This is a genomic window from Aeromonas enteropelogenes (assembly GCF_000819845.1).
Taxonomy (GTDB): domain Bacteria; phylum Pseudomonadota; class Gammaproteobacteria; order Enterobacterales; family Aeromonadaceae; genus Aeromonas; species Aeromonas enteropelogenes.
Genome location: NZ_CDCG01000017.1, coordinates 1 through 21,046 on the forward strand (window position 1 = coordinate 1; position 21,046 = coordinate 21,046).

22 protein-coding genes are annotated in these 21,046 nt (G+C 59.7%); 19 read left to right on the forward strand and 3 right to left on the reverse strand.

Annotation, left to right across the window (positions count from 1 at the left end; translation table 11 throughout):
* Positions 1-840: 840 nt before the first annotated feature.
* Both BN1123_RS06455 and ubiU read right to left on the reverse strand, forming a co-directional pair.
* Positions 841-1,713 (reverse strand): U32 family peptidase, encoded by an 873-nt coding sequence (locus tag BN1123_RS06455; RefSeq protein WP_042025948.1) that lies wholly within the window; start codon positions 1,711-1,713, stop codon positions 841-843.
* A 60-nt stretch (positions 1,714-1,773) separates the two neighbouring features.
* Positions 1,774-2,769 carry a ubiquinone anaerobic biosynthesis protein UbiU gene (gene ubiU / locus BN1123_RS06460; protein ID WP_042025950.1) on the reverse strand — a complete coding sequence of 332 codons (996 nt, stop codon included), beginning with the start codon at positions 2,767-2,769 and terminating at the stop codon, positions 1,774-1,776.
* 189 nt (positions 2,770-2,958) lie between these two features.
* On the opposite strand from ubiU, the gene ubiT reads away from it, so the two are divergent.
* A complete protein-coding gene (gene ubiT / locus BN1123_RS06465; RefSeq protein WP_042025951.1) occupies positions 2,959-3,492 on the forward strand; it encodes a ubiquinone anaerobic biosynthesis accessory factor UbiT in 534 nt (177 codons plus the stop codon).
* On the opposite strand, the gene BN1123_RS06470 is transcribed toward ubiT, so the two are convergent.
* Entirely contained in the window at positions 3,445-3,861 is a 417-nt protein-coding gene (locus BN1123_RS06470) for a hypothetical protein (protein WP_026457687.1), read from the reverse strand. The genes ubiT and BN1123_RS06470 overlap by 48 nt on opposite strands.
* Positions 3,862-4,047: 186 nt before the next feature.
* On the opposite strand from BN1123_RS06470, the gene trmJ reads away from it, so the two are divergent.
* The 18 genes from trmJ (at position 4,048) to bamB (ending at position 20,977) form a co-directional block, all read left to right on the forward strand.
* Positions 4,048-4,776, forward strand: a complete 729-nt coding sequence (gene trmJ, locus BN1123_RS06475; RefSeq protein WP_042025952.1) for a tRNA (cytosine(32)/uridine(32)-2'-O)-methyltransferase TrmJ — start codon at positions 4,048-4,050, stop codon at positions 4,774-4,776.
* 91 nt (positions 4,777-4,867) lie between these two features.
* Positions 4,868-5,371 (forward strand): Fe-S cluster assembly transcriptional regulator IscR, encoded by a 504-nt coding sequence (iscR, locus tag BN1123_RS06480; protein WP_042025953.1) that lies wholly within the window; start codon positions 4,868-4,870, stop codon positions 5,369-5,371.
* Between the two features lie 53 nt (positions 5,372-5,424).
* Positions 5,425-6,639 (forward strand): IscS subfamily cysteine desulfurase, encoded by a 1,215-nt coding sequence (locus tag BN1123_RS06485; RefSeq protein ID WP_042025954.1) that lies wholly within the window; start codon positions 5,425-5,427, stop codon positions 6,637-6,639.
* 41 nt (positions 6,640-6,680) lie between these two features.
* On the forward strand, positions 6,681-7,064 hold the full coding sequence (gene iscU / locus BN1123_RS06490; protein WP_005299770.1) for a Fe-S cluster assembly scaffold IscU: 384 nt from the start codon (positions 6,681-6,683) through the stop codon (positions 7,062-7,064).
* A gap of 15 nt (positions 7,065-7,079) precedes the next feature.
* Positions 7,080-7,403: an iron-sulfur cluster assembly protein IscA gene (gene iscA, locus BN1123_RS06495; RefSeq protein ID WP_026457929.1), complete on the forward strand. Its 324-nt coding sequence runs from the start codon at positions 7,080-7,082 to the stop codon at positions 7,401-7,403.
* A gap of 9 nt (positions 7,404-7,412) precedes the next feature.
* Entirely contained in the window at positions 7,413-7,931 is a 519-nt protein-coding gene (gene hscB, locus BN1123_RS06500) for a co-chaperone HscB (protein WP_042025955.1), read from the forward strand.
* Positions 7,932-7,959: 28 nt separating this feature from the next.
* Positions 7,960-9,807, forward strand: a complete 1,848-nt coding sequence (gene hscA, locus BN1123_RS06505; protein WP_042025956.1) for a Fe-S protein assembly chaperone HscA — start codon at positions 7,960-7,962, stop codon at positions 9,805-9,807.
* Position 9,808: 1 nt separating this feature from the next.
* Positions 9,809-10,147 (forward strand): ISC system 2Fe-2S type ferredoxin, encoded by a 339-nt coding sequence (fdx, locus tag BN1123_RS06510; RefSeq protein ID WP_005333808.1) that lies wholly within the window; start codon positions 9,809-9,811, stop codon positions 10,145-10,147.
* 159 nt (positions 10,148-10,306) lie between these two features.
* Positions 10,307-11,611: an aminopeptidase PepB gene (pepB, locus tag BN1123_RS06515; protein ID WP_042025959.1), complete on the forward strand. Its 1,305-nt coding sequence runs from the start codon at positions 10,307-10,309 to the stop codon at positions 11,609-11,611.
* Positions 11,608-12,891, forward strand: coding sequence for an aminopeptidase PepB (gene pepB, locus BN1123_RS06520; protein ID WP_042025960.1), 1,284 nt, complete (start codon positions 11,608-11,610; stop codon positions 12,889-12,891). Before pepB (BN1123_RS06515) ends, pepB (BN1123_RS06520) begins: the two co-directional genes overlap by 4 nt.
* A 265-nt stretch (positions 12,892-13,156) precedes the next feature.
* Complete coding sequence (ndk, locus tag BN1123_RS06525) at positions 13,157-13,585, forward strand: nucleoside-diphosphate kinase (RefSeq protein ID WP_026457648.1); 429 nt, start codon at positions 13,157-13,159, stop codon at positions 13,583-13,585.
* A 169-nt stretch (positions 13,586-13,754) separates the two neighbouring features.
* Entirely contained in the window at positions 13,755-14,858 is a 1,104-nt protein-coding gene (rlmN, locus tag BN1123_RS06530; RefSeq protein WP_042025961.1) for a dual-specificity RNA methyltransferase RlmN, read from the forward strand.
* An 11-nt stretch (positions 14,859-14,869) separates the two neighbouring features.
* The gene (tapF, locus tag BN1123_RS06535; RefSeq protein ID WP_156130408.1) at positions 14,870-15,661 is read left to right on the forward strand and encodes a PilW family type IVa pilus biogenesis/stability lipoprotein TapF; all 792 of its coding nucleotides are present in this window, start codon (positions 14,870-14,872) and stop codon (positions 15,659-15,661) included.
* Positions 15,651-16,604, forward strand: coding sequence for a cytoskeleton protein RodZ (gene rodZ / locus BN1123_RS06540; protein WP_042025964.1), 954 nt, complete (start codon positions 15,651-15,653; stop codon positions 16,602-16,604). The genes tapF and rodZ overlap by 11 nt, the downstream gene beginning before the upstream one ends.
* A 10-nt stretch (positions 16,605-16,614) precedes the next feature.
* A complete protein-coding gene (ispG, locus tag BN1123_RS06545; protein WP_042025965.1) occupies positions 16,615-17,730 on the forward strand; it encodes a flavodoxin-dependent (E)-4-hydroxy-3-methylbut-2-enyl-diphosphate synthase in 1,116 nt (371 codons plus the stop codon).
* A 138-nt stretch (positions 17,731-17,868) separates the two neighbouring features.
* Entirely contained in the window at positions 17,869-19,146 is a 1,278-nt protein-coding gene (gene hisS / locus BN1123_RS06550) for a histidine--tRNA ligase (RefSeq protein WP_042025967.1), read from the forward strand.
* Between the two features lie 3 nt (positions 19,147-19,149).
* Positions 19,150-19,800 (forward strand): YfgM family protein, encoded by a 651-nt coding sequence (locus BN1123_RS06555; protein WP_042025969.1) that lies wholly within the window; start codon positions 19,150-19,152, stop codon positions 19,798-19,800.
* Positions 19,793-20,977, forward strand: coding sequence for an outer membrane protein assembly factor BamB (bamB, locus tag BN1123_RS06560; protein WP_042025970.1), 1,185 nt, complete (start codon positions 19,793-19,795; stop codon positions 20,975-20,977). Before BN1123_RS06555 ends, bamB begins: the two co-directional genes overlap by 8 nt.
* The last annotated feature ends 69 nt before the right edge of the window (positions 20,978-21,046 follow it).

The window sequence follows — 21,046 nt, forward strand, 5'->3', positions numbered from 1 at the left end:
GATTTGGGCAACAACGCCCATATTTGGTCCACACGGAGTTTTTCTAGCTTACTTCCGGCAGATCTTCGAGCGCCACTTCGAGGTTAATTGTTGTTGGTGTAGCCGCTGTTGTTGATGTTGTACACAACCCTGGCGGCCTCGTTGATCTGCGGTTTGAATCCCCTGACTGTGGTACCACTCGGCAATTCCTGTTCCGACTTTGGCTTCTTCTTGCGTTTGCGCTTGACGGTAGAGCCCTCGGTAGTGGTCTTCTTCTGGTCGTGGTGCTAGTTGGCCACGACGCTGGTGTAAGCCTCACAGTCAGCGACGGCGAAGCGGTGCTGGTCGCCGTTCTAGCGTGGGATGGTGACGGAGGGGAGAGCTCCTTGCCCCGCCCGATAAAGAGCAGGCGGCCCAACTTGATGGTGATCAGGGCGCCACATTGACCTGCCAGCCGAGTGAGGAAGTCGGGAGCGCTTTCGTTCTGCTGGTCGATGTGGTCGATCTGAATGCCCTTGAAGCGTTTGGCGCAGGCTGGGGTGGGACTGTGGCGCTGGCATCAACGTGCTGCCGACGGTTAGCTGGTGATAGCTGGTCTGGCGCAGCTGGTAGAAGTTGGCGCTAAGATCGGTCGCCTTGCCCTGAATGCCATAGTGCACTGGTGCCTGTTTGTATGCCATCTCGCCGCTCGGCTAGGGTCAGTTTAAACGTCAGCAAGCAATCGTATGGTGTTCGTTTCACTCCTTGTCCCATCAGGGTTTCCGTATATTCGGGGTAAAGGTATAAACCATATTCAGGACGGGACACACAGCTGTAAAAAAGGCCTCGCAATGAGGCCTTTTTGCTGGGCGAGAGCCGGCGTTATTCCACCAGACTCATGCCGGGGATCTGGCGCCAGTACCCATTGCAGTCACGATCCTGCTGCAGGGGCAGGGGGGCCTCTCCCTGCTGATTGGCCTTGAAGCGGGCCAGCATGTCCAGGGTATCCATGCCCTGGGGAGAGAGCCTGACCACATCCACCAGATCCGCCATGCTCGCCAGATCGTTGCCCAAGTTGTAGCAGTAACCGGACTGGGTCTGGATCCCGTTGAGGTTGAACACCCGCTGCCCCTCGCGACTGTTGGCCAGACGACCGGTCGGGTAGTGAATGCAGGCGAGCTCGCAGTTGTCCTTGGGTTTGTCGAGGGAGCGGGCGGTGAAGCAGCGGGCCGAGTAGGCCAGTGGCAGATGACCATAGGCAAACACCTCTACTTCAAACTGCTGGCGCATAGCGCCCAGATCCTGGTTGAGTTGCACCAGCCAGTCGCGCGACAGCTCCACTGGCATCACCCAGCGTTTCATCCCCTGTTTGAGCAGCATGCCGAGCACATCTGCGTTGTAGGCGTTGATGGCCGGACCGCATATAAACGGCAGGCCCGCTTCCCGGGCAAGTTGGACAGTGCCGAGATCGTTGGCCTCGACCATAAGATTGCCATTGTCGACCAGCCGCTTGACCTCTTTGAGCTCGGAAGGGGCCGAAATGAGTGCCAGCGTGGAGAGCACCACCTGTTTGCCGGAATCCGCCACCTGGTGGGCCAGCGCGATCCAGTCATCCACCTTGAGTTCGCGACGCTTGCTGCAGACGGTTTCTCCCAGATAGATGATATCGGCGTCGCTCCTGGCCGCGGCCTGATAGAACGCCTCTGTGTCGGCCTTGGGCCAGTAGAAGAGCAGGGGCCCTAGAGAGAATTGCATGAGTTGAGCTCCTTGTAGCCGCAAGAGAAGAGCAGGAAAGAGAAGGACATAGGGGACTCCTTATTGCCACTGGCGGTGATAGGCACCGAGCGTGGTCTGGCTTCCCTCGGAGACGCGGGCGAGCTGGGCATCCCATTCGCTCTTGACCTGGTAGACATCGGGATTGGCCTGGTAGGCATCAATGGCGGCGCGCCAGACCCGGGTCACTTGTTCCACATAGGCGGGGCTGCGCTGGCGTCCCTCAATCTTGACCGACTGGATCCCGGTCTTGAAGAGCTCGGGCAAGAGGCCGAGGGTGTTGAGGCTGGTCGGCTCCTCCAGGGCGTGGTAAGTCAGGCCGTCCACCTCGAAGCGCCCCTTGCACAGGGTCGGATAACCGGCGTTTTCACCCGGACCGTAGCGGTCGATCAACACCTCGTTGAGGCGCGATTCGAGGCCGTTTGGTGTCTCTTCCCAACGCACAAACTTGGCCGGTGAGCAGGCGCCGACCGTGTTGGGACTCTCGCCCGTCATGTAGGAAGAGAGGTAGCAACGCCCTTCGGCCATGATGCAGAGACTGCCGAAGGCAAAGACTTCGAGGCCGACATCGGTCTCGCGGGCCAGTTGCTTGACCTGATGCATGGAGAGCACCCGGGGCAGAACGACCCGTTTGGCATTGAACTGTTGCTGATAGAAGCGGATGGCAGCGGCATTGGTGGCGCTGGCCTGTACCGAGACATGCAGTTCCATCTCCGGGTAGCGACGGCTGGCATAATCAAGCACAGCCAAATCGGCGATGATCAGGGCATCGGCGCCAAGCGCCACGCCGCGATCCACCGCCTGCTTCCACCTGGCATCGGCCCCCGGGTGGGCGAAGGTATTGATGGCGATATGCAGTTTCCGACCATGCTGGTGCACATAATCAACCGCCTTCTCAAGTTTGCTGTCGGTGAAGTTCAGACCGGCAAAGTGGCGGGCATTGGTGTCGTCCTTGAAGCCGATATAAACGGCATCAGCCCCGTTATCTACGGCGGTTTTCAGTGCCGGCAAGCTGCCTGCCGGACAGAGTAATTCCATTAGTACGCTCCGAGGGTGCATATGAAGGGCAAATAGGCCCTGATTGTATTCATCGGCATGGCGCTGCTTTTTGACCTGAGGCAGTTTTCGGTGGCTTTACCCTTCTAGAGGTAACTCGGCAGAAGTTTGATTTCCCACAGGATCTGATTGGAAGGCATATGGTTGAATGCGCAAAAAAGGGAGTCCATCGTGTTTCAAAAATTGCATCTTGGTCTGGTAGAGCAGGCCCCCCGTTTCTTGCGTCATCCCCTCAAACTGGTGCCCTTCAATCTGCAAAAGCAGGTAATGGAGAGCCTGTTGGCACGGGTATTCAAGGAGGCCATTGAGGATGGCGACTTCGAATTTCTGGCTGGCAAGTGGCTTAAGGTGGAAGTATCCGATCTCGAGCTGTGCTGGTTCATCAGCGAGCAGAAGGGTCAACTGGTTGTGGCGCGCGACTGCGAAAAAGTGGATGTCTGCTTCAGCGGCACTACCAATGACCTCATCCTGATCGCCGGACGCAAGGAAGACCCGGATTCGCTCTTCTTCCAGCGCAAGCTGAAAATTGAAGGCGATACGGAATTGGGTCTGGAAGTGAAAAACCTGATGGATAGCCTGGATCTCGATGGTCTGCCGAGCCTGATGAAGTATCCCTTGATGGACCTGGCGACCTTTATCGAGCGTGCCCGCAACGGGTCAGTTCAGACTGCGATGCAGGCGACGCCGGGCGGGATCCCGTCTTAAGTGGGCTGTCGCCCCGCAGACGTGATGACGGTAGCGGTGCCGGGCCCAAAGACAACGGCATGCCCACAGACAGGGGAGCAATGCAAGCGAGGCAAAGGGGGCGGGTTGCTGCGATATCAGCAGCCCCAAGGCAAGCCAGATAAAGGGTTGTGCCTCGTAGAGCCACTCCGGTTGCAACCAGCGTTTGTCTGGAAAGATGATGAGGTCGGTACGGCGATAACTGGAGCGCATCATCCAGGTGATCGCCCCGACGATAAACAGCAGACAACCTGCAAACCACAGCAGAGGCTGCTCGCTCAAGGTGATCATGACAATGGCCATCAGCAAATAGAGGCTGGGCAGTCTCTCATAGATATACGGGGGAAGCATGGCTGTGGCACTCCTGCGCTGTTAATCGCTTATCCTTCAAGTTTAGTCATCTCTCACGTTTGCCTCATGCTGGTTTGTTATACAAACTGTCGCGTTAGTGCTGAAATGGCGTTCCTTTAACGGTGCCAAAATAGCGCTCTCTTATGTTATAATTGCGCGCCATTTTTCACCGAAGATTGACTGGGCATGTTGGATCAGATTCGTATTGTTTTGGTAAACACCTCTCATACCGGCAACATGGGCTCTGCGGCACGCGGCATGAAGACCATGGGTTTGAACCAGATGGTGCTGGTTGATCCGCAAGCCTTGCCGGATGGCAATGCCAATGCATTGGCTGCCGGTGCCAGCGATATACTCGCCAATGCCCGAGTCGTCTCTACCCTGGATGAAGCCATCGCCGATTGTGGTCTGGTCATCGGTACCAGTGCCCGTTCTCGCACCCTGAGTTGGCCCATGCTGGATCCTCGCGAGGCGGGTGAAAAAACCGTGGCGGAAGGGGTTAGGCATCCGGTGGCGCTGGTATTTGGCCGTGAACGCACCGGCCTGACCAACGATGAGTTGCAAAAGTGTCACTACCATGTGGCGATCCCGGCCAACCCTGAGTACAGCTCCCTTAACCTGGCCATGGCGGTGCAGACCCTCTGCTATGAGGTGCGTATGCACTGGCTGCAGTCGCAGGAACAAGTCGCTGAAACTGACGGTGTACAAGATTACCCGAGTGCGGCCCAGCTCGAAGGTTTCTACCAGCATCTGGAGCAGACCCTGCTCAAGACCGGCTTTATCACCGAAGATCACCCGGGGCACGTGATGAGCAAGTTGCGTCGTCTTTTCAATCGGGCTCGACCGGAAGCGGTGGAACTCAATATCCTGCGGGGAATTTTGACCTCGGTTCAGAAATCGGGCGTCATCGATTAATCCTGACTAATTTACTCAACCATATACTTGACTGATTTGGTCGGGTATGTGACCATGTGCCCATTAATTGCTTCGCAAGACGGTAAGGCACATGAGACTGACTTCAAAAGGACGTTACGCTGTAACCGCCATGCTCGACGTGGCGCTGCATGCTGAGCAGGGGCCTGTTCCCCTTGCCGATATTTCCGAGCGCCAGGGCATCTCCTTGTCCTATCTCGAGCAACTGTTTGCCCGCCTGCGCAAGCATGGCCTGGTGAGCAGCGTGCGTGGCCCGGGTGGCGGTTATCGACTCGGTCTGGCGCCAGACGAGATCTCGGTTGGCCAGGTGATCACCGCGGTTGATGAGTCGGTCGACGCGACCAAATGTCTGGGCAAGGGTGGCTGCCACGGTGGTACCCAGTGCCTGACTCACTCCCTGTGGCGGGACTTGAGCGAGCGGATCTCCAGTTTCCTTGGGAATATCACCCTGGCCGAACTGGTTTGCCAGGCCGATGTGCGCCGGATTGCCGGCAAGCAAGATGAACAGATGAAAACTGCGTTGTCCCTGGTTGAACGGGCGGAACGCGGCGATGTGAGCTTGAAAGTCCAACTATAAACGTGCTTTCCACAGCGGGGCGATGTATGACCCGAACTGTGACGGAGAAAAACATGAAATTGCCCATTTACCTTGATTATTCGGCAACCTGTCCGGTGGACCCGCGTGTCGCAGAAAAAATGATGCAGTGTCTGACCATGGATGGCCTGTTTGGCAATCCGGCTTCCCGTTCTCACCGCTTTGGCTGGCAGGCTGAAGAAGCGGTAGATCTGGCTCGTAATCAAGTGGCTGAGCTGATCGGTGCCGACCCACGCGAAATCGTCTTCACTTCCGGTGCGACCGAGTCTGACAACCTGGCCATCAAGGGCGTCGCCCACTTCTATGCCAGCAAGGGCAAGCACATCATCACCTCCAAGACCGAACACAAGGCGGTGCTGGACACCTGTCGCCAGCTGGAGCGCGAAGGGTTCGAAGTGACCTACCTCGAGCCGATGCCGAACGGTCTGTTCACCCTCGAGATGATCGAAAATGCCATGCGCGATGACACTATTCTGGTCAGCATGATGCACGTGAACAACGAGATTGGCGTCATCCAGGACATCAAGGGACTGGGTGAGCTGTGCCGCTCCCGCAAGATCCTGCTGCATGTAGATGCCGCCCAGAGCGTGGGCAAGGTCGAGATCGACGTCGAAGCGATGAAGATCGATCTGCTTTCTCTCTCCGCTCACAAGATCTATGGCCCGAAAGGGATCGGTGCTCTGTACGTGCGCCGCAAGCCGCGTGTGCGTATCGAAGCCCAGATGCACGGTGGTGGTCACGAGCGCGGCATGCGTTCCGGCACCCTGGCAACTCACCAGATCGTCGGTATGGGTGAAGCCTTCCGTATCGCCAAGGAAGAGATGGCCAGCGAAGGTCAGCGTGTGATGGCACTGCGTCAGCGCCTGTGGGATGGCCTCAAGGACATCGAAGCCGTCTACCTGAATGGTGACCTCGAGCAGCGTGTTTCCGGCAACCTCAACGTCAGCTTTGCCTATGTGGAAGGGGAATCCCTCATCATGGCGCTGAAAGATCTGGCGGTCTCTTCCGGTTCTGCCTGTACTTCCGCCAGCCTGGAGCCCTCCTATGTGCTGCGTGCCCTGGGTCTGAATGACGAGCTGGCTCACAGCTCCATCCGCTTCAGCATCGGTCGCTTCACCACAGAAGAAGAGATCGACTACGCGGTCAAGCTTATTCGTGACTCCATCGGTCGCCTGCGCGAGATGTCTCCTCTGTGGGAGATGTACAAGGACGGCGTCGATCTGAACACGGTCGAATGGGCTCATCACTGATCTCGATGATCGGTGAACAACAGAATTAGCAGGAGTGAGATATGGCTTACAGTGAAAAAGTAATCGACCACTACGAGAATCCCCGCAACGTAGGTGGCTTCGACAAGAACGATCCCAGCATCGCTACCGGCATGGTCGGCGCACCGGCCTGCGGCGACGTGATGAAACTGCAGCTGAAGATCAGCGACGATGGCATCATCGAAGATGCCAAGTTCAAGACCTACGGTTGTGGCTCCGCCATCGCCTCCAGCTCCCTGGTGACCGAATGGGTCAAGGGCAAGACCCTGGACGAAGCGGCTGGCATCAAGAATACCGACATCGCGGAAGAGCTGGCCCTGCCGCCGGTGAAGATCCACTGCTCCATCCTGGCCGAGGATGCCATCAAGGCGGCCATCGCCGATTACAAGCAGAAGAAAGGTCTTTAAGCGCCGGAGAGCAGTATGGCTATTACCATGACAGATGCCGCAGCGGCACGGGTTTCTTCTTTCTTGGCAAACCGGGGCAAGGGCATTGGCCTGCGCCTCGGCGTCAAGACCACCGGCTGCTCCGGCCTTGCCTACGTGCTCGAGTTTGTCGATGAACTGGCTGATGAAGATCAGGTATTCGAGCAGCATGGCGTCAAGATTATTGTCGATGCCAAGAGCTTGATCCATCTGGATGGCACCGAGCTGGATTTCGTCAAGGAAGGCCTCAACGAAGGCTTCAAGTTCAACAACCCCAACGTCAAGGGCGAGTGTGGTTGTGGCGAAAGCTTCAGTGTCTAAGAGGTTGGCATGAACCATTTCGAGCTGTTTGGGCTGGTTGAAGGCTTCGAGCTCGATACCCGCCAGCTGGCAAACACCTATCGTCAGCTGCAAACCCAGTTTCACCCCGATCGTTTTGCCACTGCTCCCGAGCGGGAGCAGCTGGCTGCGGTGCAGCGTGCCGCCCAGATCAACGATGCCTTCACGACCCTCAAGGCGCCTCTGCGCCGTGCAGAATATCTGCTCTCCCTGCGTGGCACCGATATTCGCGGCGAACAGCAAACCCTGCAAGACACGGCCTTCCTGATGCAACAGCTGGAGTGGCGCGAGCGCCTGGCCGATCTGAAAGGCGAGGCCGACCCTGAGCGCGCCATCAAGGATTTTCGTCACGAGATCAGGCATGATCACCAGCTGTTGATGCAGCAGCTGACTCGAATGCTCGCCGATGGCGAGGATCTCGGGGCAGCAGATTGCGTTCGCAAACTCAAGTTTGTCGACAAGCTCCTTGAGGAGCTGGAACGATTCGAAGACTCGCTGCTCGAGTCTTGATCCCTTAACGCTGGAAGTTTGATTACCCATGGCATTACTGCAAATCGCCGAGCCCGGCCAGAGCGCCGTTCCTCATCAGCACAAGCGAGCCGTCGGCATCGACCTTGGAACCACCAACTCGCTGGTCGCCGCAGTGCGCAGCGGCCACGCCGATACCCTCAGTGACGAGCAAGGTCGCGATCTTCTCCCGTCCGTCGTGCACTATCAGGCCGACGGGATCCGGGTTGGTTTCGACGCCAAGCGCGAAGCAGCCCTCGATCCCCACAACACCATCGTCTCGGTCAAGCGGATGATGGGCAAGGCGCTGGCCGACATCGACACCCGCCAGCAGCCTTATGAATTTGTGGCTGCCGACAACGGCATGCCCCAGTTGCAGACCCGTCAGGGGTTGGTCAATCCGGTGCAGGTGTCAGCCGAGATCCTGAAAAAACTGGCCGAGCGCGGCGCCCAGACCCTGGGCGGCGATCTGGATGGCGTGGTGATCACTGTGCCCGCCTATTTCGACGATGCCCAGCGCCAGGGCACCAAGGATGCGGCCAGACTGGCCGGTCTGCACGTGTTGCGCTTGCTCAACGAACCGACTGCGGCAGCTATTGCCTATGGCCTTGACTCCGGTCAGGAAGGGGTGATCGCCGTGTACGATCTCGGGGGCGGTACTTTCGATATCTCCATCCTGCGTCTGCACCGCGGCGTGTTTGAAGTGATGGCCACCGGTGGTGATTCCGCCCTCGGCGGCGATGACTTCGACCACCTGCTGGCCGACTGGATCAAGGGGCAGGCTGGTTTGTCCGGCGAGCTGGATGCCCGTTTGCAGCGGGAACTGCTGGATGTGGCCGCTGCCGTCAAGCACGGTCTGACCGATGCTGATGCCGTGCCTTGCGCTTTTGCCGGCTGGCAGGGGGAGGTGACGCGCAGCCAGTTTGACGAGCTCATCACTCCGCTGGTCAAACGGACCCTGCTGGCCTGCCGCCGCGCGCTGCGCGATGCGGGGCTCGAGCAGGTGGAAGTGCTGGAGGTGGTGATGGTGGGTGGCTCCACCCGGGTTCCGCTGGTGCGCGAACTGGTGGGCGAGTTCTTCGAGCGCACCCCGCTGACCAGCATCGATCCTGACAAGGTGGTGGCCATCGGTGCCGCCATCCAGGCCGATATCCTGGTGGGCAACAAGCCGGATGCCGAGATGCTGCTGCTGGACGTCATCCCGCTCTCTCTCGGTCTTGAGACCATGGGCGGCCTTGCCGAGAAGGTGATCCCGCGCAATACCACCATTCCGGTGGCCCGCGCCCAGGAGTTCACTACTTTCAAGGATGGCCAGACCGCGATGGCAATTCACGTGGTGCAAGGGGAGCGCGAGCTGGTTGCTGATTGCCGTTCCCTGGCCCGTTTCACCCTGACCGGCATTCCGCCGATGGCGGCGGGGGCCGCCCACATTCGCGTCACCTTCCAGGTGGATGCGGATGGCCTGCTTTCGGTCAGCGCCATGGAGAAATCCTCCGGTGTGCAGGCCGAGATCCAGGTCAAACCCTCCTACGGGCTGGCGGAAGAGGACATTCTCTCCATGCTGAGCGCCTCCATCGAGAACGCCCAGCAGGACATGGAGGCCCGCATGCTGGCCGAGCAGCAGGTTGAGGCAGATCGCGTGGTCGAGAGCCTCAATGCTGCCCTGGCTGCCGATGGTGAGGCGTTGCTGAACGCGGACGAGCGTGCCGAGATCGACGGGGCAATCGCCCATCTGCTGGCCATGCGCCAGTCGGGATCCACCAATCAAATCAAAGAGGCCATTGAGGCGGCGGATGCTGCCAGTGGCGAATTTGCAGCCCGCCGGATGGATGCCTCCATCCGCAAGGTGCTGACCGGACAAAACGTCAACAAGGTGTAATATGCCAAAACTGATCATTCTTCCTCACCCCGTGCTCTGTCCGGATGGCGCTGCCCTCGAGGGGCAAAGCGGCGAGACCATCCTGGACGTGGCGCTGCGCAACGGCATCGAGATCGAGCACGCCTGCGAGAAATCCTGTGCCTGCACCACTTGCCATTGCGTGGTGCGGGAAGGTTTTGACTCCCTCGAGCCGAGTGACGAGCTGGAAGACGACATGCTGGACAAGGCGTGGGGACTGGAGCCGGAATCCCGTCTCAGTTGTCAGGCCAAGCTGGCGGACGAGGATCTGGTGGTGGAGCTGCCCAAGTACACTCTGAACCTCGCCTCCGAGCGTCATTAATCGGACATGAGTGAATTGCACATGCAGCAACCTGTGGTGCATCAGTGATATGGTGAAGGCCGTGACCCGTGAGGGCACGGCCTTTTTTGTATTCGTGATTTCCCTTTGGCCATGACAAGCGCCAATAAACAGTGCCAGTGAAGAAGGAAGCAAGAAAAGATGGCTGACATGATGAAGGTAGGGTTGTCCACCCAGGCTGCGGCCGCTCACTGGGGCGAGGGTGCCCTGCTCAGTTTCAACGGTGACGGTGCGTTGATCCATCTCGATCCTGTGTGCCAGGAAAACGAGGTGCTGCGTGCCATTCAACGTGCCGCCCGTCGCCTTGAATCGACCGGGATCAAGCGCATCACGCTGGCCGGCGGTGGCTGGGATCTGGAGCGTCGTTACGCGTTTGCCCAGGGTTTCTACGCCGCCAAGGGGGAGCGGGAGCTCGACTTTGGTGAGCAACCAGCAGAAGAAGCCCGCGAGCTGGAGGCCATGCAGAAGGCGACCCGCTGGGTGCGCGACGTCACCAATGGCTGCCCGGAGGAGATCTATCCCATGAGCCTGGCGGAGTCGGCGCTGCTGCTCATTCGCGGCTTGGCGGGAGACAAGGTAACCGCGCGTCTCACCGTTGGCGAGGCATTGAAAGAGTCGGGCCATATCGGGATCTGGTCGGTGGGCCGTGGCAGCGAGCGGGAACCCGTGCTGCTCGAGCTCGACTATAACCCGACCGGCCGTGACGATGCTCCAGTGGCGGCGGCCCTGGTGGGCAAGGGGATCACCTTTGACTCCGGCGGCTACTCCATGAAGTCCTCCGACAACATGTTGCCGATGAAATCCGACATGGGCGGCGCTGCCATGGTCACAGGGGCGCTGGCACTGGCCATCAGCCGAGGGCTCGACAAGCGGGTCAAGCTCATCCTCTGCTGCGCCGAGAACCTGGTTTCCGGCCACGCCTTCAAGCTCGGTGACATCCTCACTTACCGCAACGGTGTCTCGGTCGAGATCCAGAACACAGATGCGGAAGGCCGCCTGGTGCTGGCCGACGGGCTGCTGGTCGCCAGCGAGAGCGGCGCCGCTCACATTCTCGATGCCGCTACCCTGACCGGCGCCGCCAAGATGGCGCTGGGCCGTGATTACAACGCCGTGTTTGCCCTGGACGAGGCCGAGCAACTGCGTGCGCTGGCCGCCGCCAAAGCTGAAAACGAGAAGGCGTGGCCGTTGCCGCTGGAGTCCTGGCATGCAGGCCAGCTCACCTCGGCGTTTGCCGATCTGGGCAATGTCGCCTCAGCGGAAGGAACGGCCGGCGCCACCACGGCGGCGGCGTTTTTGTCGCGTTTCGTGCGTGACGAAGGCAAGGGATGGGTACACCTGGATCTGGCCGCCTCCTATCAAAAAGCGGGCAACGATCTCTGGGCAACCGGTGCCAAGGGGCATGGCCTGCGCACCATCGCCCGCTGGTTGCAGGAGGTGAGTGTATGAACGTCTGGTTATGCCGTGACTTTGCCCCGGCTGAATGGGGGGAGGGGGCACTGCTCTCCCACCGTGCCGATGGCATGGTGATCCACCTGGTGAGCACGAGCCCCCTGCTCGATATCCAGCAGGCGGCGCGCCGCCTCTGCCAGCAGGGGATCCAGAAAGTGACTCTGGCCGGTCACTGGGAACGTGAACAGCAGTGGGCCTTTGCCCAGGGCTTGCAGACCCCCAAGGCCGAGGTGCAACTGCAGTGGGCCATGTCGTCGGAAGAGGACAGGGAGGAACTAGAGGCGCGCTGGCTATGTGGTCGCTGGGTGCGCGAGATGACCAATGCTACCCCCGAGCAGCTGGGGCCACTGGAACTGGCGGTGGAGGCTGCAGCCTTCATCACCGAGCTGGCGCCGGACAAGGTGAGCCACCGGATCCTCAAGGGGGCCGCCTTGCAGCAGGCGGGTTGGGTTGGCCTCTATCAGGTGGGGCGTGGCAGCGAGCGCGAACCCGTGTTGCTCGAACTCGACTTCAACCCGAGTCGGGATCCCAAGGCACCGGTGGCGGCGGCCCTGGTGGGCAAGGGGATCACCTTCGACTCCGGCGGCTACTCCATGAAGAGCTCCGAGGGGATGCTCACCATGAAGTGTGACATGGGCGGGGCGGCCATCGTCACCGGTGCCCTGGCGCTGGCCATGCTGCGCGGGCTCAACAAGCGGGTGAAGCTCATCCTCTGCTGCGCCGAAAACCTGGTGTCGGGTCATGCCTACAAGCTGGGGGATATCCTCACCTACAAGAACGGTACCACGGTGGAAATCGTCAACACCGATGCCGAAGGGCGGCTGGTGCTGGCCGACGGTCTGCAGCTCGCGAGCGAGTCTGGAGCCCCGCTCATCATAGATGCGGCCACCCTGACCGGCGCCGCCGTGATGGCGCTGGGTGGGCGTTACAACGCCCTGTTTGGTCTGGACAAGCCGCTGGTGAGCCGGGCCATGGCCTATGCAGAGGCAGAGCAGGAGCCGGCCTGGCCGCTGCCGCTCGAGCCCTGGCATCGCCAGCAGTGTCCGTCTCATTATGCCGATACGGCCAACAGTCGTCCGGTCAAGGGGGGCGGGCCGGGTGGCGCCTCCAACGCGGCGGGTTTCCTCTCCCGTTTTGTTGCCAACGAGGGGGCTGGCTGGCTTCATATCGATCTGGCCGCCTGCTTCAGCGACAACGGCGATGCCCTCTGGGCGCCGGGGGCCAATACCCTGGGAATGCGCACCATAGCGCACACCTTGCTGGCAGAGGCTGGCTAAACGAAAAGGGCGCCTTGGGCGCCCTTTTTCATGGTGCTTGAATAATGAGCAAAAGATGGCTTTTTAAGCGCTTCATAGGATTATCGTGCACAAGCGCACATATTTTCTGGCCTGGCTCGGCCAAGATGGCTCTGATGTTGACTGCAAGAACAGTGTTTTTAATAAAAAGTTGCTGAACTGTGTGTTTTTTGGGTTTTTGTTTACGTATAATCGCCAGCGAACATGGATTCTAACAATAAACCTCTGTAGTTAAGGAAAGATCTCAATGGCCATCGAACGTACTTTCTCTATCGTCAAGCCGGATGCTGTCAGCAAGAACTTGATCGGTGCCATCTACAACCGCTTCGAGAGCGCAGGTCTGAAAGTGGTTGCCGCCAAGATGCTGCACATGAGCAGCGAACAGGCCGCCGGTTTCTATGCCGAGCACCAGGGCAAGCCCTTCTATGACGGCCTGGTCAGCTTCATGACCTCGGGCCCTGTCATGGTACAGGTGCTGGAAGGCGAAGATGCCATCCGCCGTCACCGTGAAATCATGGGCGCGACCAACCCGAAAGAGGCCTTGGCCGGTACCCTGCGTGCCTGCTATGCCGAGAGCATCGATCGCAACGCCGTTCACGGCTCCGATGCCCCGGCCTCTGCCGCCCGTGAAATCGCCTACTTCTTTTCCGATGACGAGATCTGCCCGCGCGGCTGATAAGGTCCGGGTGATATGACAAAGGGAGCCTCGGCTCCCTTTGTTGTTTTCGCCCCCAGCGCAATATCCCTCTATTCTCCAGGTAGAAAGCCAGACCCATAATTTGTACAATGCCGCCCCCTGACATCGTCAGCCAATAATTGATGAAGTGTTTGAACCGAGGCCATTGATGAGCGAAACAAAAATCAACCTGCTGGATCTTGATCGGGATGCCATGCGCGCTTTTTTCGTCGAACTGGGCGAGAAGCCATTCCGGGCAGATCAGGTCATGAAGTGGATCTATCACTTTGGTTGTGATGATTTCGATCAGATGACCAACGTCAACAAGGTGCTCAAGGAGCGCCTCAAGGCCATCGCCGAGATCAAGGCCCCCGAGATCAGCCGTGAGCAACGCTCCTCTGACGGCACCATCAAGTGGGCGCTGCAGGTAGGGGACCAGGAAGTGGAGACCGTCTACATTCCCGAAGACGATCGCGCCACCCTGTGTGTTTCCTCCCAGGTCGGCTGTGCGCTGGAATGCAAGTTCTGCTCCACCGCCCAGCAAGGCTTCAACCGCAACCTGAAAGTCTCCGAGATCATCGGCCAGGTGTGGCGTGCCGCCCGGGTTGTCGGTGGCAAACGCCCCATCACCAACGTGGTAATGATGGGGATGGGCGAGCCGCTGCTGAACCTGGCCAACGTGGTGCCCGCCATGCGCCTGATGATGGACGACTACGGCTTTGGCATCTCCAAGCGCCGGGTGACCATCTCCACCTCCGGGGTGGTGCCGGCACTGGACATGCTGGGGGATCAGATCGACGTGGCCCTGGCCATCTCCCTGCATGCGCCCAATGACAAGCTGCGCTCCGAGATCATGCCGATCAACGACAAGTACAACATCGAAGACTTCCTGGCCGGGGTGCGCCGTTATCTGGCCAAATCCAATGCCAACGGCGGTCGGGTGACCGTGGAATATGTGCTGCTCGATCATATCAATGACGACATGCAGCACGCCCACGAGCTGGCCAAGGTGCTGAAAGACACCCCGAGCAAGATCAACCTGATCCCGTTCAACCCCTTCCCGGGCAACCCCTACGGCAAGCCAAGCAACAGCCGTATCGATCGCTTCTCCAAGGTGCTGATGGAGTACGGTTTCACCGTGATCGTCCGCAAGACCCGGGGTGATGACATCGATGCCGCCTGTGGTCAGCTGGTGGGGGATGTGATCGACCGCACCAAGCGCACCATCAAAAATCGGATGCAACAGGATGGGATTTCCGTCAAAATGGTTTAATTGCTAAGCCATTGTATAGACAGGGAATGGATACACGTACATTGATCGTAGTGGCAGCGCTCTGTGCGCTGCCAGGCTGTGTGACCGAGACCACTTACGCTGGCCAGAATTCGACCCAGCGTGAAGTGGGCCCCGACCTCAAGGCGGCTGCCCAGACTCGCCTGGATTTGGGTATTCAATATCTGCGGCAAGGCAATGCCGAACAGGCCAAGTTCAACCTTGACCGCGCCCTCCAGTACGACCCCTCCAATCCCCAGGTTCAGATCGGCTTTGCCTACTTCTACCAGAAGGTGGGGGATTTCAAGGCGGCCGAAACCAGTTACAAGAATGCCCTGGCCATGGATCCGTCCAATGCTGACGCAATGAACAACTATGGCGCCTTTCTGTGCAACCGGGGTCGCTATGATGAGGCGGACAAGGCGTTCAACCAGGCGGTCACCCAGCCAGGGTACGTGAAAATAGCCGATACGTACGAGAATGCGGCGCTTTGTGCCCTGCAAAATCGCAGAAATGATAAAGCCGGCGAGTACTATCGTCTGGCCTTGGGGTATAATCCCCGCGATCCAAGGTTATTGCTGGACTTGGCCGAACTTTCCATGAAAGATGGCAAGCTACCTGACGTGCAGTCCTACCTCGCCCGTTTTGCCGATGTGTCGGACGAAAACGAAGCGAGTCTCTGGTTGAGATTGCGGCTGGCGCAGGCCATGGACAAACCGGCATTACTTCACCAATTCGGGACTGAGCTGGTAAGGCAATATCCCACTTCGCAACAAGCCAAGCGTTACTTAGCCAATGACTACTGAACAGCAACACGATTTCCAAGACGATTCCCAGGCAGTGGGCCCAGGCCAGCTGCTGCGCAACGCCCGTGAACAGCTCGGATGGACACGAGAGCAGGTTGCGTCTCGCATTCATCTTCGTCTGACCCTGATTGCCGCCATTGAATCGGATACTTACGACAAGCACACGTCCCATACCTTTATCCGTGGCTATCTGCGTACCTATGCCAAGCTGGTCGGGATCCCCGAAGAGACCATACTGGCGGCTTACGACAAGCTGGGTCTGACGCCTCCCGACAACATCGACATGCAGAGCTTCTCCCGCCGTTCCCGCCAGCAAGCCAACGACAGTCGGCTCAAGGTGGTGACCTGGCTGGTGATCCTGGTGCTGATCGGCCTCTCCGTTGCCTGGTGGTGGCAGAGCACGGCCCGTCGCTCCGCAGGTGACGAAGCCCTCGCTGCCACCGAGATGAGCGCCTCAACCACCGTTGCAGCCACAGACTCTGTGCCGGGAACCGAGAGCCTGGCGCCGGTGACTGATGCAGCGGATACTGCCATCGACGCTGCAGCGCCCGCTGCCGTCTCCGATGCGACTGGCACCCTGGCGCCGGAGGCGGCGGTCCTGCCTGAGGAAAATCCCAGCGCCGCCGTCAGCACCCAGGCTGAGAGCAGCACATCTGATGTGGCCGCGACCGACGAGAGCGCCGCGAGCGAGCCGGCCAGCGCGCCCCAGCTCAAGATGAGTTTTACCGCCGATTGCTGGCTGGATGTCAAGGATGCCAATGGCAAGACCCTGTATAGCGGTCTGAAGAAGGCAAACGACGAACTGGTGCTGGAAGGCGCCGAGCCGCTGAAATTGATCATTGGCGCGCCCATGGCCGTCAAGCTCGAATACAAGGGCCAGTCGTTTGATATGAGTCGTTACAACAACGGCCGTACTGCCCGCTTCTCACTGCCGCAGGAGTAATCTCTCAGTCATGTCCGCTCACGAATCTCCCATTATTCGTCGTCAATCTCGGCAGATCATGGTCGGCAATGTGCCGGTTGGGGGCGATGCCCCCATCACGGTGCAGACCATGACCAACACCAAAACCACGGACGTGGCCGCCACCGTCGAGCAGATCCAGCGGATCGAACGGGTCGGTGCCGACATCGTCCGGGTCTCCGTGCCCACCATGGAGGCGGCGGAAGCCTTCAAACTCATCAAGCAGCAGACCCGCATTCCTATCGTTGCCGATATCCACTTCGACTACCGCATCGCCCTGAAAGTGGCCGAGTACGGTGCCGACTGCCTGCGTATCAACCCGGGCAACATCGGTAACGAGCAGCGGGTGCGCGCCGTGGTCGACTGCGCCCGCGACCTCAACATCCCGATCCGCATCGGGGTCAATGGCGGGTCGCTGGAGAAGGATATCCAGGAGAAGTACGGCGAACCGACTCCGGAGGCGCTGGTGGAATCCGCCATGCGTCACGTGGATTATCTGACCCGTCTCGACTTCCAGAATTTCAAGGTGAGCGTCAAGGCCTCCGATGTGTTCCTCGCGGTCGGCGCCTATCGTCTGCTGGCCAAGCAGATCGAGCAGCCGCTGCACCTTGGCATCACTGAGGCGGGCGGTTTCCGTGCCGGTGCGGTCAAATCCGCCATCGGCCTTGGCATGCTGCTGAGCGAGGGCATTGGCGATACCCTGCGCATCTCCTTGGCCGCCGATCCGGTGGAAGAGATCAAGGTGGGCTTCGATATCCTGAAATCCCTGCGTATCCGCTCCCGTGGCATCAACTTTATCGCCTGTCCCTCCTGCTCCCGTCAGGAGTTCGACGTCATCGGCACGGTCAACGAACTCGAGCAGCGTCTCGAGGACATCATCACTCCGATGGATGTCTCCATCATCGGCTGCGTGGTGAATGGTCCGGGGGAGGCGCTGGTTTCCGATCTGGGGCTGGCCGGGGCGGCCAACAAGAGCGCCTTCTACGAGGGGGGCCAACGGGTCGACAGGCTCGATAACAAGGATCTGATCCCGACCCTGGAGCGTCGCATTCGCGCCCGGGCGGCCATGCTGGATCCCGCCAACCAGATCCTGCTGGACAAGGATTGAGCGAAACGGGGCCACATTCGGTGGTCCCGTGTCCAGGTGACTGATTTTACATCCCGCATCCGGATTCCCTGATTTTACCTCGGGGGTGAAAATCCCTATAATGCGGCCAAATTTTACCTCTTTTTCTCGAGTATCAACGTGGCAAAACAGATCCAAGCTATTCGCGGTATGAATGATTGCCTGCCGGAGCAGAGCCCGGTATGGCAGAAAGTTGAACAGATCCTGCGCCAGGTCGTTGCCAGTTATGGTTACAGCGAAGTGCGCATGCCCATCGTCGAGCAGACGCATTTGTTCAAGCGCGCCATCGGTGAAGTGACCGACGTGGTCGAAAAAGAGATGTACACCTTTGAAGATCGCAACGGCGACAGCCTGAGCCTGCGTCCGGAAGGGACCGCCAGCTGTGTGCGCGCCGGTATCGAACACGGCCTGCTCTACAACCAGGAACGCCGCATGTGGTACATGGGCCCCATGTTCCGCCACGAGCGCCCCCAGAAGGGCCGTTACCGTCAGTTCCACCAGTTTGGTGTCGAGCTGTTTGGCATCAACGGGCCGGATATCGACGCCGAGCTCATCATGTTGACTCACCGCCTGTGGCGTCTGTTCGGCATCCAGGATCACGTCACCCTGCAGCTCAATACCCTGGGCCAGAGCAGTGAGCGTGCGGCTTACCGTGATGCCCTGGTGGCCTACCTGGAGCAGTACAAGGATCAGCTGGACGAAGACAGCCAGCGTCGCATGTACAGCAACCCGCTGCGGGTGCTCGACTCCAAGGATGAAAAAGTCCAGGCCATCCTGGTCAATGCCCCGCGTCTGTTCGATCACCTGGGCGAGGAGAGCCTGGCTCACTTCGAGGGGCTCAAGCGCCTGCTCGAGTCTGCCGGTATCCAGTATGAAGTGAACGAGCGCCTGGTGCGTGGTCTCGATTACTACAACCTCACCGTATTCGAGTGGGTGACCAACAGTCTGGGTGCTCAGGGCACCGTCTGTGCCGGTGGCCGTTACGACGGTCTGGTAGAGCAGCTGGGCGGCCAGCCGACCCCGGCGGTGGGTTTCGCCATGGGCATGGAGCGTCTGGTGCTGATGCTCGAAACCCTCGAGCTCAACGCCGATATTCGCCCGGCAGTGGATGTCTATCTCTGCATGGTGGGCGAGGGGACCGAGCAGGCTGGCTTCCAGCTGGCCGAGCGTCTGCGCGATGCGCTGCCTTCCTTGCGCCTGATGAGCCACTGCGGTGGTGGCAACTTCAAGAAACAACTCAAGCGTGCCGACAAGAGCGGCGCGGCGATCGCCCTGATCCTCGGAGAGACCGAGGTGCAAAACGGGGAGATCACCATCAAATATCTGCGTGGTCAGGCCGAGCAACAGACCATCACGGTCGATGCCGCCATTGCCCTGCTGGCAGCCAAAGGAGAGTAAGCTGTGGAAGTCTATACCACCGAAGAACAACAGGTTGAGGTTATCAAGGAGTGGTGGAAAGAGAACGGAACCTCGGTGATCGCCGGGACCGTGATCGGTCTGGTTGGTCTGTTCGGCTGGCGCTATTACAACCAGCATCAGCAGGAGACCATGGAGGCTGCTTCCCGCTCTTACAACCAGGTGCTGGAGCAGCTGGCCAAGGGCGAAGCCGCCGACCTGGAGCAGGCGCAGCAGTTCGTCACCGCCAACAAGGGCGATGCCTACGGCGATATGGCTGCACTGCAACTGGCCTCAGCTGCTGTGAAGGCGGGCAAGCTGGACCTGGCTGCCGAGCAGCTTGCGCTGGTGGCCTCCTCCGGTGACGAGAGCATTCGTCCGTTTGCTTCCCTGCGTCTGGCCCGGGTGCTGAACGGTCAGGGCAAGGCCGACGAGGCGCTGGCCCAGCTTGGCAAGATCAATAACGACGCCTTCAAGGCCCAGGTGGCGGAAGTGCGCGGCGATATCCTGCTGGGGCAGGGCAAGCTGGAAGAGGCGCGGGATGCCTATCAGGCGGCGGCGGATGCCGGCGGCCTGCAGGGCAGCCAGGAACTCAAATTGAAGATGGACGATCTGGCCTTGCCGGCCACGACCACAGGTGAGGCAGCGGATGCGTAATCTATTCAAGATGATGGCGTTGGGGACGGCAGTCTCCTTCGCTCTGCAGGGGTGTTCCCTGTTCAGTTCGGAAGAGGATCTCACCCCGATGGCGCCCCTGCCGCAGGTGACCTCTTCCTTCACGGCGGATACCGTCTGGTCCTCCACCGTGGGTGACGGGATCGGCAACTTCTACTCCCAGCTCAAGCCGGTGGTGGAAGAGGAACGCATCTATGCCGCTGCCCGTGACGGTGACGTCACCGCCTTCGACCGCGCCAGTGGCAAGGAGCTGTGGAGCGTCGATCTGGCTGATCTGCCGATCAATGCCGACAAGCGCAGCGCTCGTCTCTCCGGCGGTCTGGTTGCCCGTTATGGCAAACTGTTCCTCGGCTCCGAAAACGGGGTGGTCTACGCTCTGAACGAGGAGAACGGCGAGGTGCTGTGGCAGACCTCGGTGCCCGGTGAAGTGGTGGCAAGCCCGGCGGTGGAAGATGGCCGTGTGGTGGTGCTGACCACCTCCGGTCGCCTGGTGGCGCTGGATACCGATGAAGGCAAGCTGCAGTGGTCGCTCTCCGAAGAGCAGCCGCCGCTGACCTTGCGCAGTACCGGTGCCCCCATCATCACCAACGGTGCCGTCATTTACGGTCGTGCCGATGGCAAGGTGGGCATTGCGCTGCTGAGCAACGGCCAGCCGGTGCGCCAGTCCAAGGTGGCCGACCCGCGCGGCGCCACCGAGCTGGATCGCATGGTGGACGTGGATGCCAGCCCGCTCATCGCCGGTGACGAGCTTTATGCCATCGCCTACAACGGCCAGCTGATGGCCCGCAAGCTGATGAGCGGCGACGAAGTGTGGAAGCGCAAGTATTCCGGCTACCGCGATCTGGCGCTGACCGGCAATGCCATCGTGCTGACCGACAGCCGCAGCCATCTGTTTGCCATCGACCGTCGCAATGGTCTGGAGCTGTGGTCCAATACCCAGCTGGAGAATCGTACCGTTACCGCACCTGTCATCCTGGGTGACTATGTGGTGGTGGGTGATGTGGAAGGATACCTGTACTGGCTGGATCGTACCGACGGTACCATCCAGGCGATGCAGCAGCTCGACAGCAGTGGTCTCTACTCCGCCCCCCTGGTGGATGGTGACACCCTGTATGTGCAGAGCCGTGACGGCAAGTTGTACGCCATCAAGCGTCCCTGATCGTCCGAAAATGTGAATATCCGGCTCCTGGTCTTCGGACCCGGAGCCTTTGTCGTCTTGAGAATGAGG

Bases quoted from the DNA above. Each gene is read 5' to 3' on its own strand.
- BN1123_RS06455 (WP_042025948.1), bottom strand. From the start codon at position 1,713: ATGCAATTCTCTCTAGGGCCCCTGCTCTTCTACTGGCCCAAGGCCGAC.
- ubiU (WP_042025950.1), bottom strand. From the start codon at position 2,769: ATGGAATTACTCTGTCCGGCAGGCAGCTTGCCGGCACTGAAAACCGCC.
- BN1123_RS06470 (WP_026457687.1), bottom strand. From the start codon at position 3,861: ATGCTTCCCCCGTATATCTATGAGAGACTGCCCAGCCTCTATTTGCTG.
- trmJ (WP_042025952.1), top strand. From the start codon at position 4,048: ATGTTGGATCAGATTCGTATTGTTTTGGTAAACACCTCTCATACCGGC.
- iscR (WP_042025953.1), top strand. From the start codon at position 4,868: ATGAGACTGACTTCAAAAGGACGTTACGCTGTAACCGCCATGCTCGAC.
- BN1123_RS06485 (WP_042025954.1), top strand. From the start codon at position 5,425: ATGAAATTGCCCATTTACCTTGATTATTCGGCAACCTGTCCGGTGGAC.
- iscU (WP_005299770.1), top strand. From the start codon at position 6,681: ATGGCTTACAGTGAAAAAGTAATCGACCACTACGAGAATCCCCGCAAC.
- iscA (WP_026457929.1), top strand. From the start codon at position 7,080: ATGGCTATTACCATGACAGATGCCGCAGCGGCACGGGTTTCTTCTTTC.
- hscB (WP_042025955.1), top strand. From the start codon at position 7,413: ATGAACCATTTCGAGCTGTTTGGGCTGGTTGAAGGCTTCGAGCTCGAT.
- hscA (WP_042025956.1), top strand. From the start codon at position 7,960: ATGGCATTACTGCAAATCGCCGAGCCCGGCCAGAGCGCCGTTCCTCAT.
- fdx (WP_005333808.1), top strand. From the start codon at position 9,809: ATGCCAAAACTGATCATTCTTCCTCACCCCGTGCTCTGTCCGGATGGC.
- pepB (WP_042025959.1), top strand. From the start codon at position 10,307: ATGGCTGACATGATGAAGGTAGGGTTGTCCACCCAGGCTGCGGCCGCT.
- pepB (WP_042025960.1), top strand. From the start codon at position 11,608: ATGAACGTCTGGTTATGCCGTGACTTTGCCCCGGCTGAATGGGGGGAG.
- ndk (WP_026457648.1), top strand. From the start codon at position 13,157: ATGGCCATCGAACGTACTTTCTCTATCGTCAAGCCGGATGCTGTCAGC.
- rlmN (WP_042025961.1), top strand. From the start codon at position 13,755: ATGAGCGAAACAAAAATCAACCTGCTGGATCTTGATCGGGATGCCATG.
- rodZ (WP_042025964.1), top strand. From the start codon at position 15,651: ATGACTACTGAACAGCAACACGATTTCCAAGACGATTCCCAGGCAGTG.
- ispG (WP_042025965.1), top strand. From the start codon at position 16,615: ATGTCCGCTCACGAATCTCCCATTATTCGTCGTCAATCTCGGCAGATC.
- bamB (WP_042025970.1), top strand. From the start codon at position 19,793: ATGCGTAATCTATTCAAGATGATGGCGTTGGGGACGGCAGTCTCCTTC.